Raw genomic sequence first — 14,276 nt, 5'->3', positions numbered from 1 at the left:
CATGCCCGTCGTCACCTTCGACCACGTTACGGTCGCAGTAGAAACGGACCACAGCCCGGAGCCGAAGGTCCTCCTCGACGCTGTGAACCTTGAATTTCATGAACGCCGCGTCGGCGTTATCGGCGCCAACGGCTCCGGTAAGTCCACCCTGCTGCGCCTGGTCAACGGCCTCGTGCAGCCCACCGCGGGCAGTGTGACGGTCGACGGCGACGATACAGTCAGTGCCGTCCGGAAAGTCCGCCGGAACGTCGGCTTCGTTTTCACCGATCCGCTGTCCCAACTGGTGATGCCCACGGGCCGGGAGGACGTGGAACTGTCACTCCGCCGCTCCATCAGGAACGGCACCGAGCGGCGCGCCGCGGCCGAAGCCGCACTGGACCGGCTGGGGCTGCTGCCGCTGGCCGACCAGAGTATCTACGAACTGTCCGGCGGTGAGCGGCAGCTTATGGCGCTCGCCGCCGTGCTCGCAGTGGACCCCGCAGTTCTGGTGCTGGACGAGCCGTCCACCCTCCTGGACCTGCGCAACCGCGAACTCCTCCGCAGGACCGTTTCCGGGCTGGACCAGCAGATCATCATGTCCACCCACGACCTTGACCTTGCCCTGGAAATGGACCGGGTGCTGGTCATTGAAAAAGGCGAAGTTGCCTACGACGGCGGCCCGGCTGAGGCTGTTGCCGCGTACCGCGACCTGTGCCTGGGCAGCTTGCACGCTTCAGGGCCGGGCGCCCCATGAGGGGCCACGGCTTCCTCCTGGCCAACTACGTACCCGGAAACTCCCCCATCCATCGGTCACCCCTGGCGCTGAAGTTCCTCCTCGTCTTCGGTTGCGGCCTGGCCTCCTTTCTCATCCAGGACTGGGTCATTTCCGCCGCAGTGCTCGCAGGCCTCGTCTGCCTCTTCCTGCTAAGCGGCGCCGGCGTGAAACGGCTCTGGTCCGCCCTGCGCCCGCTTGCCGCCGTCCTGCTGGTCATCGGACTCTTCCAGTGGTGGCAGCTGGGGGCACCCACCGCCGCCCGGATCGTACTGAACATCCTCGTCTGCGTGGTGGCGGCATCTCTGCTCACCGCCACCACCCCGGTGCAGCGGCTCCTGGACGGAGTAGTCAAAGCGGCGGGCCCGTTCAGGAGGTTCGGCGCTGACCCGGAGCGGTTCGCCCTAACCATCGGCATCATGCTCCGGAGCATCCCCTACATAGCGGGCACGTTCGCCGACGTCCGGGACTCCGCGAGGGCCCGGGGCCTGGAGCGGAATCCGCGCGCACTGATCCTGCCGGTGTTCATCACCTCCGTGGCCTTCGCCCGGCAAACAGGCGAGGCACTCGCCGCCCGCGGCTTGGGTGAGGCCGAGGACTGACGTTCCGGGTCCTAAAGCTGCTCGTACTGGAGCAAAGCGGCGGTCCCCATTCCCCCGGCGATGCTGATCATGGCCAACGCCAGGCTTCCCGGCGTTCCGGTCCTCCGCGCCTGGGCCAGCAGCCGGGTCACCAGCACGGCCCCCGAGGCGCCGTACGCGTGGCCAAGAGCCAGCGCCCCGCCGTCGAGGTTCACCTGCTCCGGGTTGATGCCCAGCTCGTCAAGGCAGGCAAGGGTCTGCGACGCAAACGCCTCGTTGAATTCCACCAGGTCGAGTTCGCCGGCTGCCACGCCCGCGGAACGCAGCACGTTCCGGGCTGCGGCAGCAGCACCAATGCCCAACACCTCGGGGGCCACCCCCGCCGTACCGGTGCCCAGCACCAGCAAACCGTCCTGCGCCCCAAGGTCGCGGGCCCGCTGCACGGAAGTGATGACGACGGCGGAGGCTGCGTCCGCGTCGAAGCAGGAGTTTCCGGCGGTGACAGTTCCCCCGTCCACGAAGGCAGCGGGGAACCGTGCCATGACGGCGGCAGTCAGGCCCGGCCGCGGCCCGTCGTCCGCATCGACTGTCCCGGCACCGGTCACCAAGGGGACCAGTTCGCCGTCGAAACGCCCTTCCTCTGCGGCGGCAAGAGCCAGTCGGTGGCTGCGGAGGGCAAAAGCGTCCTGCCGGTGCCTGCCCACAGCGAAGTTCCGCGCCACGGTTTCAGCGGCCACTCCCATGTCCGGGTCGCCGAACCTGCCGGGCACAAACTGTGCGCGGGCGTAAAACTCCAGTCCGCCGTCGTCGTCCCGGTGCGCACGGAGGGGCGCGGTGCTGGTGCTTTCCACTCCCCCGGCCAGGTACAGGGGATTACCGCCGGCGGCAACCAGTCCGGAAGCGAGGACGATTGCGTCCAGGCCCGAACCGCACTGGCGGTCAACGGTGAGGCCGGGAACGCTGACCGGAAGCCCGGCTTCCAGCAGTGCAAGCCGGGCGACGTTTCCGCCCCCGCCCACGGCATTGCCGATCACCACATCGGTAACAGCCGCCGGCTCCATTCCCGGGCCCGCAGCGAGGTCCCGGAGCACGGGTGCCAGAACCTCGTGGGCGCGGAGCTTCCGCAATAAGCCGTTGGTCCGGCAGACGGGAGTGCGGCGTGCCGCGATGATGACGGGCTGGCGGTTCGGCGGAAGGAGCTCAGGCGCCAAGGTTCCGGATCCTCTGGTCTCCAGAGGTGATCCAGTCCAGCAGCACGTTGCGGCTGACTTTGCCGCGGTCCGTCGTGGGCAGTTCCGTGATGGCGAAGTACTGGAGCGGCCACTTGTCCCGCGCCAGGATGTTTTCCAGTCCTGATTTCAACTGGGTTGCGGTGACTGCCCCGGCGGACGGGACCACACCTGCCACTACCCTCTGGCCCCGGAGGTCGTCCGGCATGCCGGCAGCGACGGCAGCGGCGACACCGGGCACGGCAGCCAGGGCCAATTCCACCTCGTGCGGATAGACGTTCTTGCCGGCAGTAAGGATCATGTCCGCGCGGCGTCCCAGGATGTGAAGCTCTCCCGCCTCGAGGTAGCCCTGGTCCCCCACGGTGAACCAGCCGCCAAAGGACCTCAGGGCCTGGCCGTCGTCACCCCATAGGTAGCCCTTGCTGACCATCGCGCTGCGCACGCAAATATTGCCGGCGGCCCCGTCAGGAAGCCCTTCTCCCGAATCGTCCAGGATCCGCACGTCCACGCCGGGGAAAGCCCGGCCGATGCCTGTTCCGCCCGGCGCTGCAGGTTCACCGGGGGCCACGCCCGCCCCGGAAACAAAGCTCAGTTCCGAGGCGCCGTAGTACTCGTAGATAGTGGCGTTCGGGGCCCAGCGCCGGGCAGCTTCGAGGGTGCGGGCGTCCAGCTTCGACCCGGCGCAAATGATGGTGCGCACCCCGGAGGCGTCCACACACCCCGTCATGCCGCGCTCGCTCAGCATCCGCAGCATGGTGGGCACCAGCACCAGGCGGGTGACGCGGTCATGCGTGATGGCCGCGTGCACACTGCCGACATCGAATGTTTCCAGGGTCTGGAATTCCGAACCCGCGTAGAGGCATTCGGCCAGCGCGTAAAGGTTCAGGCTTGCTGCCAGCGGCCCCGGCGCAAGCGTCACGTCGTCCTGGCGGAGCCCGAAGAACTCGATGGAGGCGTCAAAGGATTGTTGCCAGGACCGCCGGGACCTGGAGAAGGCCTTGGGGACCGAGGTGGTACCGGAGGTCAGTCCAATGAGGAAGGTGGCCTCCGGCGGACCGTCGGCCAGGTCATCATCCGGCGACACCGGCGCGGGGTGGGCAGTTGCCTCCACGCGCCGGAGAATGTCCTCCCGCAGCGGTGCAGGCCAGGCGGGATCAAGGACCGCGCACTGACGCCCGCCTGCTACAGCGGCTGAAAATCCCACGGCGAAGTCCGCCGAGTTTGCCTCACACAGGGAAGTGACGGCTTTGGTTTCCGGGACCAGGGCAGCAGCAGAGTTCCGGAGCTGGGCCCAGGTGAGGCGGCGACCGGCGACCACGACAGCGGTGTCGTGCGGCCGTTCTTCCGCCCAGCGCTGGATTCTGTTGAGGAAAGGCATCAAATCAACTTTACCGGCAGGCACGGATTGAGCTTCCGGTCCGTGGGTATTGTGACCTTATGAGTTTCAACGACAATGTGCAGCTGGATCCCTCGCAGGTCCAGGACAGGCGCGGCATGGGCCGCGGAGTTAAAGTAGGCGGCGGCATCGGCGGCGGGCTCATCCTGCTCATCGCCTCGCTCCTGGGCGTCAACCCCCAGCTCCTGGAGGGCCTGGCCGGGGCGGGGCAGGCACCCCAAAGCCAAGGAACAGCGCCGGCCTGCGAGACCGGCGCCGATGCCGACGCCCGCGTGGACTGCCGCATCACCGGCACCGTCAACAGCCTGAACGCGTTTTGGCCGGCCTACCTGCAGCAGTACAACGTGCAATACCCCCGGCCGAAGACGGTGATCTTCGAGCAGGGCGTTAACACCGGCTGCGGCGCCGCTTCCAGCGCCGTCGGTCCCTTCTACTGCCCGGCCGACACCACCGCGTACTTCGACCCCGGATTCTTCCAGGAGCTTGTGGACCGCTTCGGTTCCTCCGGCGGCCCGCTGGCCCAGGAGTACGTCGTGGCGCACGAGTTCGGACACCACATCCAAAACGTGCTGGGAAACCTGGACCGTGCCCAGCAGGATCCGCAGGGCCCTGAGTCCGGCGCCGTACGCGTTGAACTCCAGGCAGACTGCTACGCCGGACTGTGGGCGAAGCACGCATCCACCCAGCCCGGGCCGGCAGGCCAGCCGTTCCTGGAAGCGCTCACGCAGCAGGACCTGAACGACGCCCTGTCCGCGGCTTCCGCTGTGGGCGATGACCGGATCCAGGAGGCAGCCACCGGACGCGTTTCCCCCGAAGCCTGGACCCACGGCTCCAGCGAGCAGCGCCAGCGGTGGTTCTACAAGGGGTTTAACACGGGCGACATCAACCAGTGCGACACCTTCTCCGCACCGAGTCTTTAGCCTCGCTTTTCTGCAGGAACGACGACGGCAGGTCACCTTCCACTTGCAAGGTGACCTGCCGTCCTCGTACTTCTGGGACTCTTAGATGTTGAAGCCGAGGGCCCGCATCTGGTCCTTGCCGTCGTCGGTGATCCGCTCCGGACCCCAGGGCGGCATCCAGACCCAGTTGAGGCGCCAGTCGTCCACAACGCCGTCCAGGGCCTGGCCCACCTGCTCCTCGAGGACATCGGTGAGCGGGCACGCAGCAGTGGTCAGGGTCATGTCGATCAGCAGCGCGCCGTCGTCATCGGAGTACTTCAGGCCGTACAGCAGTCCGAGGTCCACAATGTTGACGCCGAGCTCAGGGTCGATGACATCCTTCAGCGCCTCTTCGACGTCCTCGAGACTCGTGCGGGACGCGTTGATTTCGGTCATGGAAAGTCCTTACTGGGCCTGCGCCACGGCGGGTGCAGCGGCAGCGCCGGCGCCCTTGGCGTAACGGTCGTAGCCTTCTTCTTCCAGGCGGTCGGCCAGCTCGGGGCCGCCTTCCTCAACAACCTGGCCGTCCACGAACACGTGTACGAAGTCCGGCTTGATGTAGCGCAGGATGCGGGTGTAGTGCGTGATCAGCAGGGTGCCCATGTTGCCGTCGGCGTGGGCGCGGTTGACGCCCTCGGAGACAACCTTCAGCGCGTCAACGTCCAGGCCGGAGTCGGTCTCGTCCAGGACGGCGAACTTGGGCTTGAAGAGTTCCAGCTGGAGGATTTCCACGCGCTTCTTCTCGCCGCCGGAGAAGCCTTCGTTGACGTTGCGCTGGGCGAAGTCGGCGTCGATGCGCAGCTGCTCCATGGCAGCCTTGACGTCCTTGGTCCAGGTGCGGAGCTTGGGGGCTTCGCCGTCAATGGCGGTCTTGGCGGTCCGCAGGAAGTTGGTCATGCTGACGCCGGGTACCTCCACCGGGTACTGCATGGCCAGGAAGACGCCGGCGCGGGCACGCTCGTCAACGCTCATCTCCAGGACATCTTCGCCGTCGAGGGTGATGGAGCCGCTGGTGACGTTGTAGCGCGGGTGGCCTGCGATGGTGGAGGCCAACGTGGACTTGCCGGAGCCGTTGGGGCCCATGATGGCGTGGGTTTCGCCGGTCCGGATGGTCAGGCTGACGCCCTTCAGGATTTCCTTGGTGCCCTGCTCAGTCTCAATGCTGACGTGCAGGTCCTTGATCTCAAGGGTAGACATGTGTCGTGTTCTCCTCTGCCCCGTGCCTGGCGGCCGCGGGGCGGTTTTCTGTCTGGAAGTTGGTTCGTTATTCGATGGTGCTAGCTGAAGTTGGGGGCTTGGGCGCCGTTGAGGATGTTGGTGAAGTCCACGTAGACCTCGTCCCCCTGGATCTCGACGGCGAACACCGGAACGGGATCGTAGGCCGGCAGCTGCAGCGGTTCACCGGTGCGGAGGTCGAACTGGGAGCCGTGGCCCCAGCACTCGATGGCGCAGCCCTCCACATCCCCTTCGGACAGTGAGATGTCCGCATGCGAGCAGGTGTCGCCGATTGCGTGGATCTCCCCCATGGAGTCCTTAACGATTGCCACAGGGTAGTCGTCAATCAGGATCCGCAGCGCCTGCTTCACCTGAATTTCATCCACCTTGCAGACGAGCTCGCCCTTTGGCTGTTCAGTCATCAGTAATCCGTGCCCGTACCTTCTAGTTATCCGTCAGTGCGAGTTCGCGCTCAACAGCGTCGGTCAGCCGCTCCTCGATGGAGGGGACCTTGATCTGCTGGATGATCTCGTTCAGGAAGCCGCGGACCACCAGGCGGCGTGCAACATCCTCCGGGATGCCGCGGGCCATCAGGTAGAACAGGTGCTCGTCATCCATCCGGCCGGTGGCGCTGGCGTGGCCGGCACCCTCGATCAGCCCGGTCTCGATTTCGAGGTTGGGCACGGAATCGGCGCGGGCGCCGTCAGTCAGCAGCAGGTTGCGGTTGGCTTCGTAGGTGTCGGTGCCTTCTGCTTCCTTGCGGATCAGGACGTCGCCAACCCAGACGGCGTGGGCATTGCGGCCCTGCAGCGCACCCTTGTAGAGGACGTTGGACTTGCAGTTGGGCACCGCGTGGTCCACGAAAAGGCGCTGCTCGAGGTGCTGCCCCGCATCTGCGAAGTACAGGCCGAAGAGCTCGGCCTCGCCGCCGGGGGCGGTGAAGCGGGCCGACGGCGTAACGCGGACGAGGTCGCCGCCCAGGCTCACCATGACGTGCTTGAGCTTGGCGTCACGGCCGATCCTGGCCTGCTGGGAGGAGGCGTGGACGGCGTCGTCGTTCCATTCCTGAAGCGAGATAACGGTGAGGCTGGCGCCATCCTCCACGATGATCTCGACATTCTCCGATACGACGGCGGAACCCCTGTGATTGAGGACCACAACTGCCTTGGAGAACTTCTCCGCCACGATCACCAGGTGCTGGGCGGCAGCCTCAAGGGAGGTGCCTTCGATGTCCACGGAGATCTCCGACAGGGCTTCGAACTCGGCGGGGATGGTCACCACGGTGGCCCCCGCGAAGTTTTCCCAGGCGTTGGCGGACACGCGGTCCTCCGGGACGCCGGCGGTACCAATCCGCTGGTCATCACGGGTGACGCTTTCCACGGTGACCTGCTCGGGACCGTTAACCACCACGGTGGGAGCCGCGCCGGACAGGACCTCGGAGTGCAGGCCGCGAAGGCGCTTGAGCGGGGTGAAGCGCCAGTCTTCCTCCATGCCGGTGAGGGGCTTGAAGTCGGCGAGCCTGTAGGACGTCAGGCGGCCCGCACGGGAGCTGTCCGGAACACCTTCGCCGCCCCCGTGGGAGTGGCTTTTGGCCGAAGCCCCCGCGAGCGGGGCCTTCGAGCCGGCATTGATGGGCGAGAGGCTTTCGCCTTCTTCGGTGAAGCCGTCGATGAACGGCTGGGCTGAGGGCGCGCCGATGCGCGCCTTTTCAGTAGTGATTTCAGTCATCGTTATCCGACGGACCCTTCCATCTGCAGTTCAATCAGGCGGTTCAGCTCAAGTGCGTACTCCATGGGGAGCTCGCGGGCGATGGGCTCGATGAAGCCGCGGACGATCATCGCCATGGCTTCGTCTTCGCGCATGCCGCGGGACATCAGGTAGAAGAGCTGTTCTTCGCTGACGCGGGAAACAGTTGCCTCGTGGCCCATAACAACGTCATCCTCGCGGATGTCGATGTACGGGTAGGTGTCCGAGCGGCTGATGGTGTCCACCAGCAGCGCGTCGCAGCGCACGGTGTTGGCCGAGTGCTTGGCGCCTTCCCGGACCTGCACCAGGCCGCGGTACGCAGCGCGCCCGCCACCGCGGGCCACCGACTTGGAGATGATGGAGCTCTTGGTGTTCGGCGCGATGTGCACCATCTTGGAGCCTGTGTCCTGGTGCTGGCCTTCGCCGGCGAAAGCGATGGACAGGGTCTCGCCCTTGGCGTGCTCGCCAACAAGGTAGACGGCCGGGTACTTCATGGTGACCTTCGAGCCGATGTTGCCGTCAACCCACTCCATGGTGGCGCCCTCTTCGCAGATGGCGCGCTTGGTCACAAGGTTGTACACGTTGTTGGACCAGTTCTGGATGGTGGTGTACCGGACGCGGGCGCCCTTCTTGACGATGATCTCCACCACGGCGGAGTGCAGGGAATCCGAGGTGTAGATCGGAGCAGTGCAGCCTTCGATGTAGTGGACGTAGGAGTCCTCGTCGGCGATGATCAGGGTCCGCTCGAACTGGCCCATGTTCTCGGTGTTGATGCGGAAGTACGCCTGCAGCGGGATGTCCACGTGGACGCCCTTGGGGACGTAGACAAAAGAACCGCCGGACCACACGGAGGTGTTCAGCGATGCGAACTTGTTGTCGCCTACCGGGATAACGGTGCCGAAGTACTCCTGGAAGATCTCCGGGTGTTCCTTCAGGGCGGTGTCGGTGTCCAGGAAGATGACACCCTGCCGCTCAAGGTCCTCCCGCAGCTGGTGGTAAACAACCTCGGACTCGTACTGGGCAGCGACACCGGAGACGAGGCGCTGCTTTTCGGCCTCGGGGATGCCCAGCTTGTCGTACGTGTTCTTGATGTCCTCGGGCAGGTCTTCCCAGGTGGCAGCCTGCTTCTCGGTGGACCGCACAAAGTACTTGATGTTGTCGAAGTCGATGCCCGACAGGTCCGCGCCCCAAGTGGGCATGGGCTTGCGGTCAAAGTACTTCAGGCCCTTGAGGCGCAGGTCAAGCATCCATTCCGGCTCGCTCTTCTTCGCCGAAATGTCCCGGACTACCTCTTCGTTGAGCCCACGGCGTGCGTTGGCGCCGGCGTCGTTCTTGTCAGCCCAGCCGTACTCGTAGGTGCCGATGCCGTGGAGCTCGGGATTCTTTTCCAGAATCTCCGAGATCACAGTGTTTTCGGCGACTGCTTTCTCTGATAGTTGGTCCGTCATCACGGCCTTTCTTGCTGATGGTTGTTTACTTCATTCAGGCTGGCGGGGGCTGCCGGGAACCGCGTGGGTGCCTGGGCAGACAGCCTGCCTGTAGGAATGTGGGTGGTGCAGACGTGCCCGCCGCGCGCCAGGGTGGAGAGCCGGCGGACATCCACGCCTACCAGCCTGGAAAACACTTCGGTTTCCACGTCGCAAAACACGGGGAACCGGGCCGCAAGCTGCTGGATGGGGCAGTGCCCCTGGCAAAGCTGGACGCTGGACAGGGCCGCCGGAAGCGGTGGCTTGGCGGCGATGGAAGCGGCGGAGGCCACGAAGTTGTCGCGGCTCAAAGCATCGGCCAGGGCTTTGGCGCGGTCTGCGATGTCCGGACCCGCCTGGTCAATCTCCGGCGCGTACCGGCGTTCCATCTCCGAGAAGCGTTCCACGGCGAATGCCCGCACCGCGTCGGGGCCCGCGACTTTCTGCAGCTCCTGGAGCGCCAGGGCGGCAATGCCCAGGTAATCATTGCCGAGACTCGACTGCCCCTGGGAACTGAGGACATAGCGCCGTGCGGGCCGCCCCGCCCCGGCACCGGACTTGGCCACGCGCTTGACTTCGATAACGCCTGCACGGGATAAATGGTCCAAGTGGCGCCGCACGGCCGCCGGCGTGAAGCCCAGCAGGTCGCCCAGTTCAGCGGCACTGACGGGACCATGTTCCAAAACGGCAGAGAGGACGCGGTCCCGCGTGCGCTCATCAGCGTCAGCCACCGGACCGGCGGCCACCGGCCCCCGGTCTGCGGGAGCCAGGGAGGCTCCGTGCCCGGTGAAAGGCACAGCAGTAGCATTGCTCATGGAATACACAACACAATAATGTCGTAATTTACTCCCCCGCTCCAGTAAGGGCAGGCTGGCCTTCGCAGCACTGCCAAGGCCGGCGAAAAATACTACATCCCGTAGAATACTGGGGTGCGATCCCCCCAATCCCCGGTTCTGTCCATCAGCGGGCTAGTTAAGGATGTTGGCCCGCTTGCAAGCCTGGACGGAAAGATGCTCCGGGTTGTGAGCGGGGTATCGCTTGTCGCCGAACGCGGACAGGTCACGGCCCTGCTGGGTGCCAACGGCGCCGGGAAAACCACCACACTCGAATGTGCACAGGGCCTCCAAAAGCGCAGCGGCGGCACCATCTCCCTGCTGGGCGAGGACCCGGCAACGGCAGGGGCTGCCCTGCGCTCCCGCGTAGGTGTAATGCTTCAGGACGGCGGGCTGCCGCCGTCGTCCAGGCCTACTCCCCTGCTGCGCCATATTGCCGGCCTTTACGCCCGCCCCTGGCCGGTGGATGACCTGATTGAGCGGCTGGGTATCGGCGCGTTCAGCCGCACCACCGTCAGGCGGCTCTCCGGCGGACAGAAACAACGCCTTGCCCTGGCCGCCGCCCTGATCGGCCGGCCCGAAGTCCTGTTCCTGGACGAGCCCAGCGCGGGCCTCGACCCACAGTCCCGCCAACTGGTGTTCGGTCTCATCTCCGAACTGCGCGACGCCGGGATGGGCATCATCCTCACCACGCACCTGATGGATGACGCGCAGCGGCTGGCTGACTACGTCTACATCATCGACGGCGGCCGGAACGTCGCCGAGGGAACCGTCCAGGAACTGCTGCAGCGCAGCCCAGTCGTGGAGGCGGGGGCGGACCACATCCGGACGCTCGAGTTCGAGGCTGCTCCTGGGCTGGACCTCTCCGGCGTCCTGCCTGACAGCATTCGTGTTGCCGAGGCCCGCGCCGGAAGCTACTGCCTGACGGGCAACCTGACCCCGGCCCATCTGGCGGCACTCGCCCGCTGGTGGGAAGCGAATGACATCATGCCTGCTTCAATGAACCTGCAGGCGCGTAGCCTTGAAGACGTCTTTCTGGATATCTCGGGAAAGGACATCCGATGAACGGGACTGCGCCCGGCCCAGCCCGAGGAAACGGCAGACTTCTGCCGCTCGGCGGGGTTTCCGGCATGCAAGAGCCGGCCCCGCTGCTGCGGCGTGTCCTGCTGCAGGGCAAATACGAGGCCACGGCCATGCTCCGTAACGGCGAGCAGCTGATCCTGGCAATAGTCCTGCCCCTCCTGGCGCTCGTCGGCCTAACCGTGACACCGTTCCTTGACGGGCTGGGCGGAAGCCGCATCGACGTTGCCGTCCCCGGGATCCTGGCCCTCTGCGCCATGTCCACGGCGTTCACCGGCCAGGGCATCGCCACCGGCTTCGACCGGCGGTATGGCGTGCTCCGCTTCCTTTCCACCACTCCCCTGGGCCGCGGCGGGCTGATCGCCGGCAAGGCACTGTCGGTCCTGGCCGTCCTCTGCCTGCAGGTGGCCGCCGTCAGTGCCGTAGCCCTGTCCCTGGGATGGCGCCCCCAGGCAGGCGGCTGGATCCCCGGCCTGTTCCTTCTGGCGCTGGGCGCAGCCGCCTTTACCGCGCTGGGACTGCTGGTGGCCGGCACCGTCCGGCCCGAAGCCACCCTCGCCATCACCAACCTGCTATGGATCCTGCTGGGCGCCCTCGGCGGAATCGTACTGCCGGCCGGCCGCCTGCCTGCCGCCGCCCGGGACGCAGTGCAGTTCCTGCCCTCCGGGGCGCTCGGGGAATCCCTGCGCGAGGCTTTCCTGACCGGCACGCTGAACGGCGGCGCCACCCTCATCCTGCTCCTTTGGACTCTCATTGCCGGGGCAGCAGCCATCCGTTGGTTCAAGTGGAATTGAGATATCCGTGAGCACGGCCGCACGCCTCCCCCAGTTCGTTAACCGCCTGTCGTCACGGCTGCCCCGGGCCGTGGACGTCCGGGTGCGCCGCCTGGCAGTTGCCTCCCTGATCGGCCAGACCCTCCTGGTGGTCACCGGTGGTGCGGTGAGACTTACCGCCTCCGGCCTTGGCTGCCCCACCTGGCCGCGCTGTACGGATACCTCATTGGTGAACACCCCGGAGATGGGCATCCACGGTTTCATCGAGTTCGGCAACAGGCTCCTCACCTTCGCCCTGGCCGCCGTCGCAGCCCTGATGCTGGTGTACCTGTGGAACCTCCGCAAGGAGCGCCGGGACCTCTTCCTGCTGGCGCTGGGCCTTCTGGCCAGCATTCCGGCGCAGGCAGTCATCGGCGGCATCACCGTACTGACGAACCTCAACCCTTGGGTGGTGGGCCTGCACTTCCTGGTCTCCATGGCGCTGGTGGTGTTTGCCACACTGCTGGTGAACCGCGCCTTCGGCCGGACCGGCCGGTTCCGGACGATGTCCCACCCGGCCCTGCCGGGCGTTATGCGCCCGGTGACGGCCGCCGTCGCGCTCTTCTCCACCCTGGCCGTGATGCTCGGCGTGGTGGTGACCGGAGCCGGACCGCATGCCGGCGACGCCGATGCGCCGCGCAACGGGCTGGACTGGGACCTGTTCTCCCACATCCACGCCGTTCCGGCCTACCTGGTGACCGCCGGCACGGTGGTGGCACTCGCGCTGGTGTTCCTGCGCCGGATCAAGGGGCCCTTCCGCGCGGGCGTCCTGGGACTGCTCGGCGTGACGCTCCTTCAGGCCGCCATCGGCTTCACCCAGTATTACAACGGCATCCCGGCACTGCTGGTGGCAGCCCACATGCTCGGGGCAGCCCTGCTGATGGTGGCGGCAACGAATGCCTGGGACATCGCCCGGTCCAGCCCCGTGGAGTAGTCCTCGCCCGGCTGCGTCACTCAACGCCAAGCGCCCCGGTTCCTATGAACCGGGGCGCTTCTGTCCTTAACGACGCTCTCTCATTTGCTGCAGCGTTTCCCTGGACGCTCTCTCACCTAGCGCAGCGTTTCCCTGGACGCTCTTTCACCTAGGGGTGCAACAAACCTTCCACGATCAGCGTGAGGCAGGGTGCAGTAGCCCGGAAGAAGAAAGAGCGTCGGGTGAAACCTGTCATAAGTGAGAGAGCGTCCGCCTGGAACCCGTAATAAGTGAGAGAGCGTCCGCCTGGAACCCGTCATAAGTGAGAGAGCGTCGCGGTTGTTAGCGGGCCATGACCGCCGGCCCGATGAACGGATCGACTGCCAGGGCAATAAAGAGCAGGGTGAGGTAGCTTATGGAGCCGTGGAAGACCTTCATGGCCCGCTTGTCTGTGATGTCCTCGCGCTGGGCCCGGCTGTAGAGGGAATGCGATTCGTACAAGAACCAGGTCCCGGCAAGGACTGCGGTGACCGTGTAGACCCAACCCGCTCCGCCGGCGGGAACCATCAGCAGCGAGCAGGCCACCATCGCCCATGCATACAGGACCACCTGGACGGAAACCACCTTGGCCCCCGCGATGGCCCCGAGCATGGGGACGTTGGCATTGCGGTAGTCCTCGCCGTAGCGCATGGACAGCGGCCAGTAGTGGGGCGGGGTCCAGAGGAAAATCACCATAAAGAGAATGACGGCGGGCCATTCCACCGAGTTCGTCACGGCAGCCCAGGCAATCAGCACCGGGAAGCAGCCTGCTGCGCCGCCCCAGACGATGTTCTGCGCAGTCCGGCGCTTGAGGATGATGGTGTAAATCACCACGTAGAAGAAGATGGCGCCCAGCCCCAGCCAGGCGGACAGCGGGTTGGCGCCGAACCAGAGGATGGCGATCGCGGCGGCGCCCAACAGCCAGGAGAAAATCAGTGCTTCACGCGGCGTGACTTCACCCGTAACCAGCGGGCGGTTTTCGGTGCGGTGCATCAGTTTGTCGATGTCGCGGTCAATGTAGCAGTTGAAAGCCCCTGCACTGCCGGCGGCGAATGCACCGCCAACCAGGGTGGCCAGGATGAGCCCGATCGAAGGGAAGCCGCGCTCCGCATAGATCATGGTGGGCAGGGTGCTTACCAGGAGCAGTTCGATGACGCGTGGCTTGGTGAGGGCGAGATACGCCTTGGCCTTACGGGCAATCCCGGCTTTTGATGCCCGGGATGCTTTCAGCGGCGTATCTGTTGTGCTCACGGTGGCAGTCACCCGTTCTGTTGGCA

15 protein-coding genes are annotated in these 14,276 nt (G+C 65.8%); 6 read left to right on the top strand and 9 right to left on the bottom strand.

Annotation, left to right across the window (positions count from 1 at the left end; all coding sequences use genetic code 11):
- Window position 1: 1 nt before the first annotated feature.
- Both AC5RTE_RS01460 and AC5RTE_RS01455 read left to right on the top strand, forming a co-directional pair.
- On the top strand, window positions 2–733 hold the full coding sequence (locus AC5RTE_RS01460; RefSeq protein ID WP_494039634.1) for an energy-coupling factor ABC transporter ATP-binding protein: 732 nt from the start codon (window positions 2–4) through the stop codon (window positions 731–733).
- Entirely contained in the window at window positions 730–1,353 is a 624-nt protein-coding gene (locus tag AC5RTE_RS01455) for an energy-coupling factor transporter transmembrane component T family protein (protein ID WP_494039633.1), read from the top strand. The genes AC5RTE_RS01460 and AC5RTE_RS01455 overlap by 4 nt, the downstream gene beginning before the upstream one ends.
- An 11-nt stretch (window positions 1,354–1,364) precedes the next feature.
- Here AC5RTE_RS01455 and AC5RTE_RS01450 read toward each other — a convergent pair whose 3' ends face one another.
- On the bottom strand, window positions 1,365–2,543 hold the full coding sequence (locus AC5RTE_RS01450; protein WP_494039632.1) for a thiolase family protein: 1,179 nt from the start codon (window positions 2,541–2,543) through the stop codon (window positions 1,365–1,367).
- Window positions 2,533–3,939, bottom strand: a complete 1,407-nt coding sequence (locus AC5RTE_RS01445; RefSeq protein ID WP_494039631.1) for a class I adenylate-forming enzyme family protein — start codon at window positions 3,937–3,939, stop codon at window positions 2,533–2,535. The genes AC5RTE_RS01450 and AC5RTE_RS01445 overlap by 11 nt, the downstream gene beginning before the upstream one ends.
- A gap of 59 nt (window positions 3,940–3,998) precedes the next feature.
- Here AC5RTE_RS01445 and ypfJ point away from each other — a divergent pair, with 59 nt between their 5' ends.
- On the top strand, window positions 3,999–4,877 hold the full coding sequence (ypfJ, locus tag AC5RTE_RS01440; RefSeq protein WP_494039630.1) for a KPN_02809 family neutral zinc metallopeptidase: 879 nt from the start codon (window positions 3,999–4,001) through the stop codon (window positions 4,875–4,877).
- An 81-nt stretch (window positions 4,878–4,958) separates the two neighbouring features.
- Here the strand turns inward: ypfJ and AC5RTE_RS01435 are convergent, their stop codons facing one another.
- The 6 genes from AC5RTE_RS01435 to AC5RTE_RS01410 form a co-directional block, all read right to left on the bottom strand.
- Entirely contained in the window at window positions 4,959–5,291 is a 333-nt protein-coding gene (locus AC5RTE_RS01435; protein WP_458778629.1) for a metal-sulfur cluster assembly factor, read from the bottom strand.
- Between the two features lie 9 nt (window positions 5,292–5,300).
- On the bottom strand, window positions 5,301–6,092 hold the full coding sequence (gene sufC / locus AC5RTE_RS01430; RefSeq protein WP_494039629.1) for a Fe-S cluster assembly ATPase SufC: 792 nt from the start codon (window positions 6,090–6,092) through the stop codon (window positions 5,301–5,303).
- A gap of 80 nt (window positions 6,093–6,172) precedes the next feature.
- The gene (locus AC5RTE_RS01425; protein ID WP_494039628.1) at window positions 6,173–6,532 is read right to left on the bottom strand and encodes a non-heme iron oxygenase ferredoxin subunit; all 360 of its coding nucleotides are present in this window, start codon (window positions 6,530–6,532) and stop codon (window positions 6,173–6,175) included.
- 22 nt (window positions 6,533–6,554) lie between these two features.
- Complete coding sequence (sufD, locus tag AC5RTE_RS01420) at window positions 6,555–7,838, bottom strand: Fe-S cluster assembly protein SufD (RefSeq protein ID WP_494039627.1); 1,284 nt, start codon at window positions 7,836–7,838, stop codon at window positions 6,555–6,557.
- A 2-nt stretch (window positions 7,839–7,840) separates the two neighbouring features.
- Complete coding sequence (gene sufB / locus AC5RTE_RS01415; protein ID WP_050055331.1) at window positions 7,841–9,304, bottom strand: Fe-S cluster assembly protein SufB; 1,464 nt, start codon at window positions 9,302–9,304, stop codon at window positions 7,841–7,843.
- Complete coding sequence (locus AC5RTE_RS01410; RefSeq protein WP_494039626.1) at window positions 9,304–10,137, bottom strand: helix-turn-helix transcriptional regulator; 834 nt, start codon at window positions 10,135–10,137, stop codon at window positions 9,304–9,306. Before AC5RTE_RS01410 ends, sufB begins: the two co-directional genes overlap by 1 nt.
- Window positions 10,138–10,251: 114 nt before the next feature.
- On the opposite strand from AC5RTE_RS01410, the gene AC5RTE_RS01405 reads away from it, so the two are divergent.
- The 3 genes from AC5RTE_RS01405 to AC5RTE_RS01395 all read left to right on the top strand — a co-directional run bounded on the left by AC5RTE_RS01405 (window position 10,252) and on the right by AC5RTE_RS01395 (window position 12,981).
- Entirely contained in the window at window positions 10,252–11,220 is a 969-nt protein-coding gene (locus AC5RTE_RS01405; RefSeq protein WP_494039625.1) for an ABC transporter ATP-binding protein, read from the top strand.
- Window positions 11,221–11,285: 65 nt separating this feature from the next.
- Window positions 11,286–12,029 carry an ABC transporter permease gene (locus AC5RTE_RS01400; RefSeq protein WP_494039624.1) on the top strand — a complete coding sequence of 248 codons (744 nt, stop codon included), beginning with the start codon at window positions 11,286–11,288 and terminating at the stop codon, window positions 12,027–12,029.
- 7 nt (window positions 12,030–12,036) lie between these two features.
- A complete protein-coding gene (locus tag AC5RTE_RS01395) occupies window positions 12,037–12,981 on the top strand; it encodes a COX15/CtaA family protein (protein ID WP_494039623.1) in 945 nt (314 codons plus the stop codon).
- 321 nt (window positions 12,982–13,302) lie between these two features.
- Here the strand turns inward: AC5RTE_RS01395 and AC5RTE_RS01390 are convergent, their stop codons facing one another.
- Complete coding sequence (locus AC5RTE_RS01390; RefSeq protein WP_494040131.1) at window positions 13,303–14,262, bottom strand: heme o synthase; 960 nt, start codon at window positions 14,260–14,262, stop codon at window positions 13,303–13,305.
- Window positions 14,263–14,276 lie beyond the last annotated feature (14 nt).

Source organism: Arthrobacter sp. K41, assembly GCF_059089645.1.
This window is presented reverse-complemented; position numbering and strand designations above follow the sequence as displayed.

What these genes read in the sequence shown, in the direction of transcription:
- AC5RTE_RS01460 (WP_494039634.1), top strand. Translation starts at nt 2, where the DNA reads ATGCCCGTCGTCACCTTCGACCACGTTACGGTCGCAGTAGAAACGGAC.
- AC5RTE_RS01445 (WP_494039631.1), bottom strand. Translation starts at nt 3,939, where the DNA reads ATGCCTTTCCTCAACAGAATCCAGCGCTGGGCGGAAGAACGGCCGCAC.
- AC5RTE_RS01425 (WP_494039628.1), bottom strand. Translation starts at nt 6,532, where the DNA reads ATGACTGAACAGCCAAAGGGCGAGCTCGTCTGCAAGGTGGATGAAATT.
- AC5RTE_RS01400 (WP_494039624.1), top strand. Translation starts at nt 11,286, where the DNA reads ATGCAAGAGCCGGCCCCGCTGCTGCGGCGTGTCCTGCTGCAGGGCAAA.
- AC5RTE_RS01455 (WP_494039633.1), top strand. Translation starts at nt 730, where the DNA reads ATGAGGGGCCACGGCTTCCTCCTGGCCAACTACGTACCCGGAAACTCC.
- ypfJ (WP_494039630.1), top strand. Translation starts at nt 3,999, where the DNA reads ATGAGTTTCAACGACAATGTGCAGCTGGATCCCTCGCAGGTCCAGGAC.
- sufB (WP_050055331.1), bottom strand. Translation starts at nt 9,304, where the DNA reads ATGACGGACCAACTATCAGAGAAAGCAGTCGCCGAAAACACTGTGATC.
- sufD (WP_494039627.1), bottom strand. Translation starts at nt 7,838, where the DNA reads ATGACTGAAATCACTACTGAAAAGGCGCGCATCGGCGCGCCCTCAGCC.
- sufC (WP_494039629.1), bottom strand. Translation starts at nt 6,092, where the DNA reads ATGTCTACCCTTGAGATCAAGGACCTGCACGTCAGCATTGAGACTGAG.
- AC5RTE_RS01410 (WP_494039626.1), bottom strand. Translation starts at nt 10,137, where the DNA reads ATGAGCAATGCTACTGCTGTGCCTTTCACCGGGCACGGAGCCTCCCTG.
- AC5RTE_RS01435 (WP_458778629.1), bottom strand. Translation starts at nt 5,291, where the DNA reads ATGACCGAAATCAACGCGTCCCGCACGAGTCTCGAGGACGTCGAAGAG.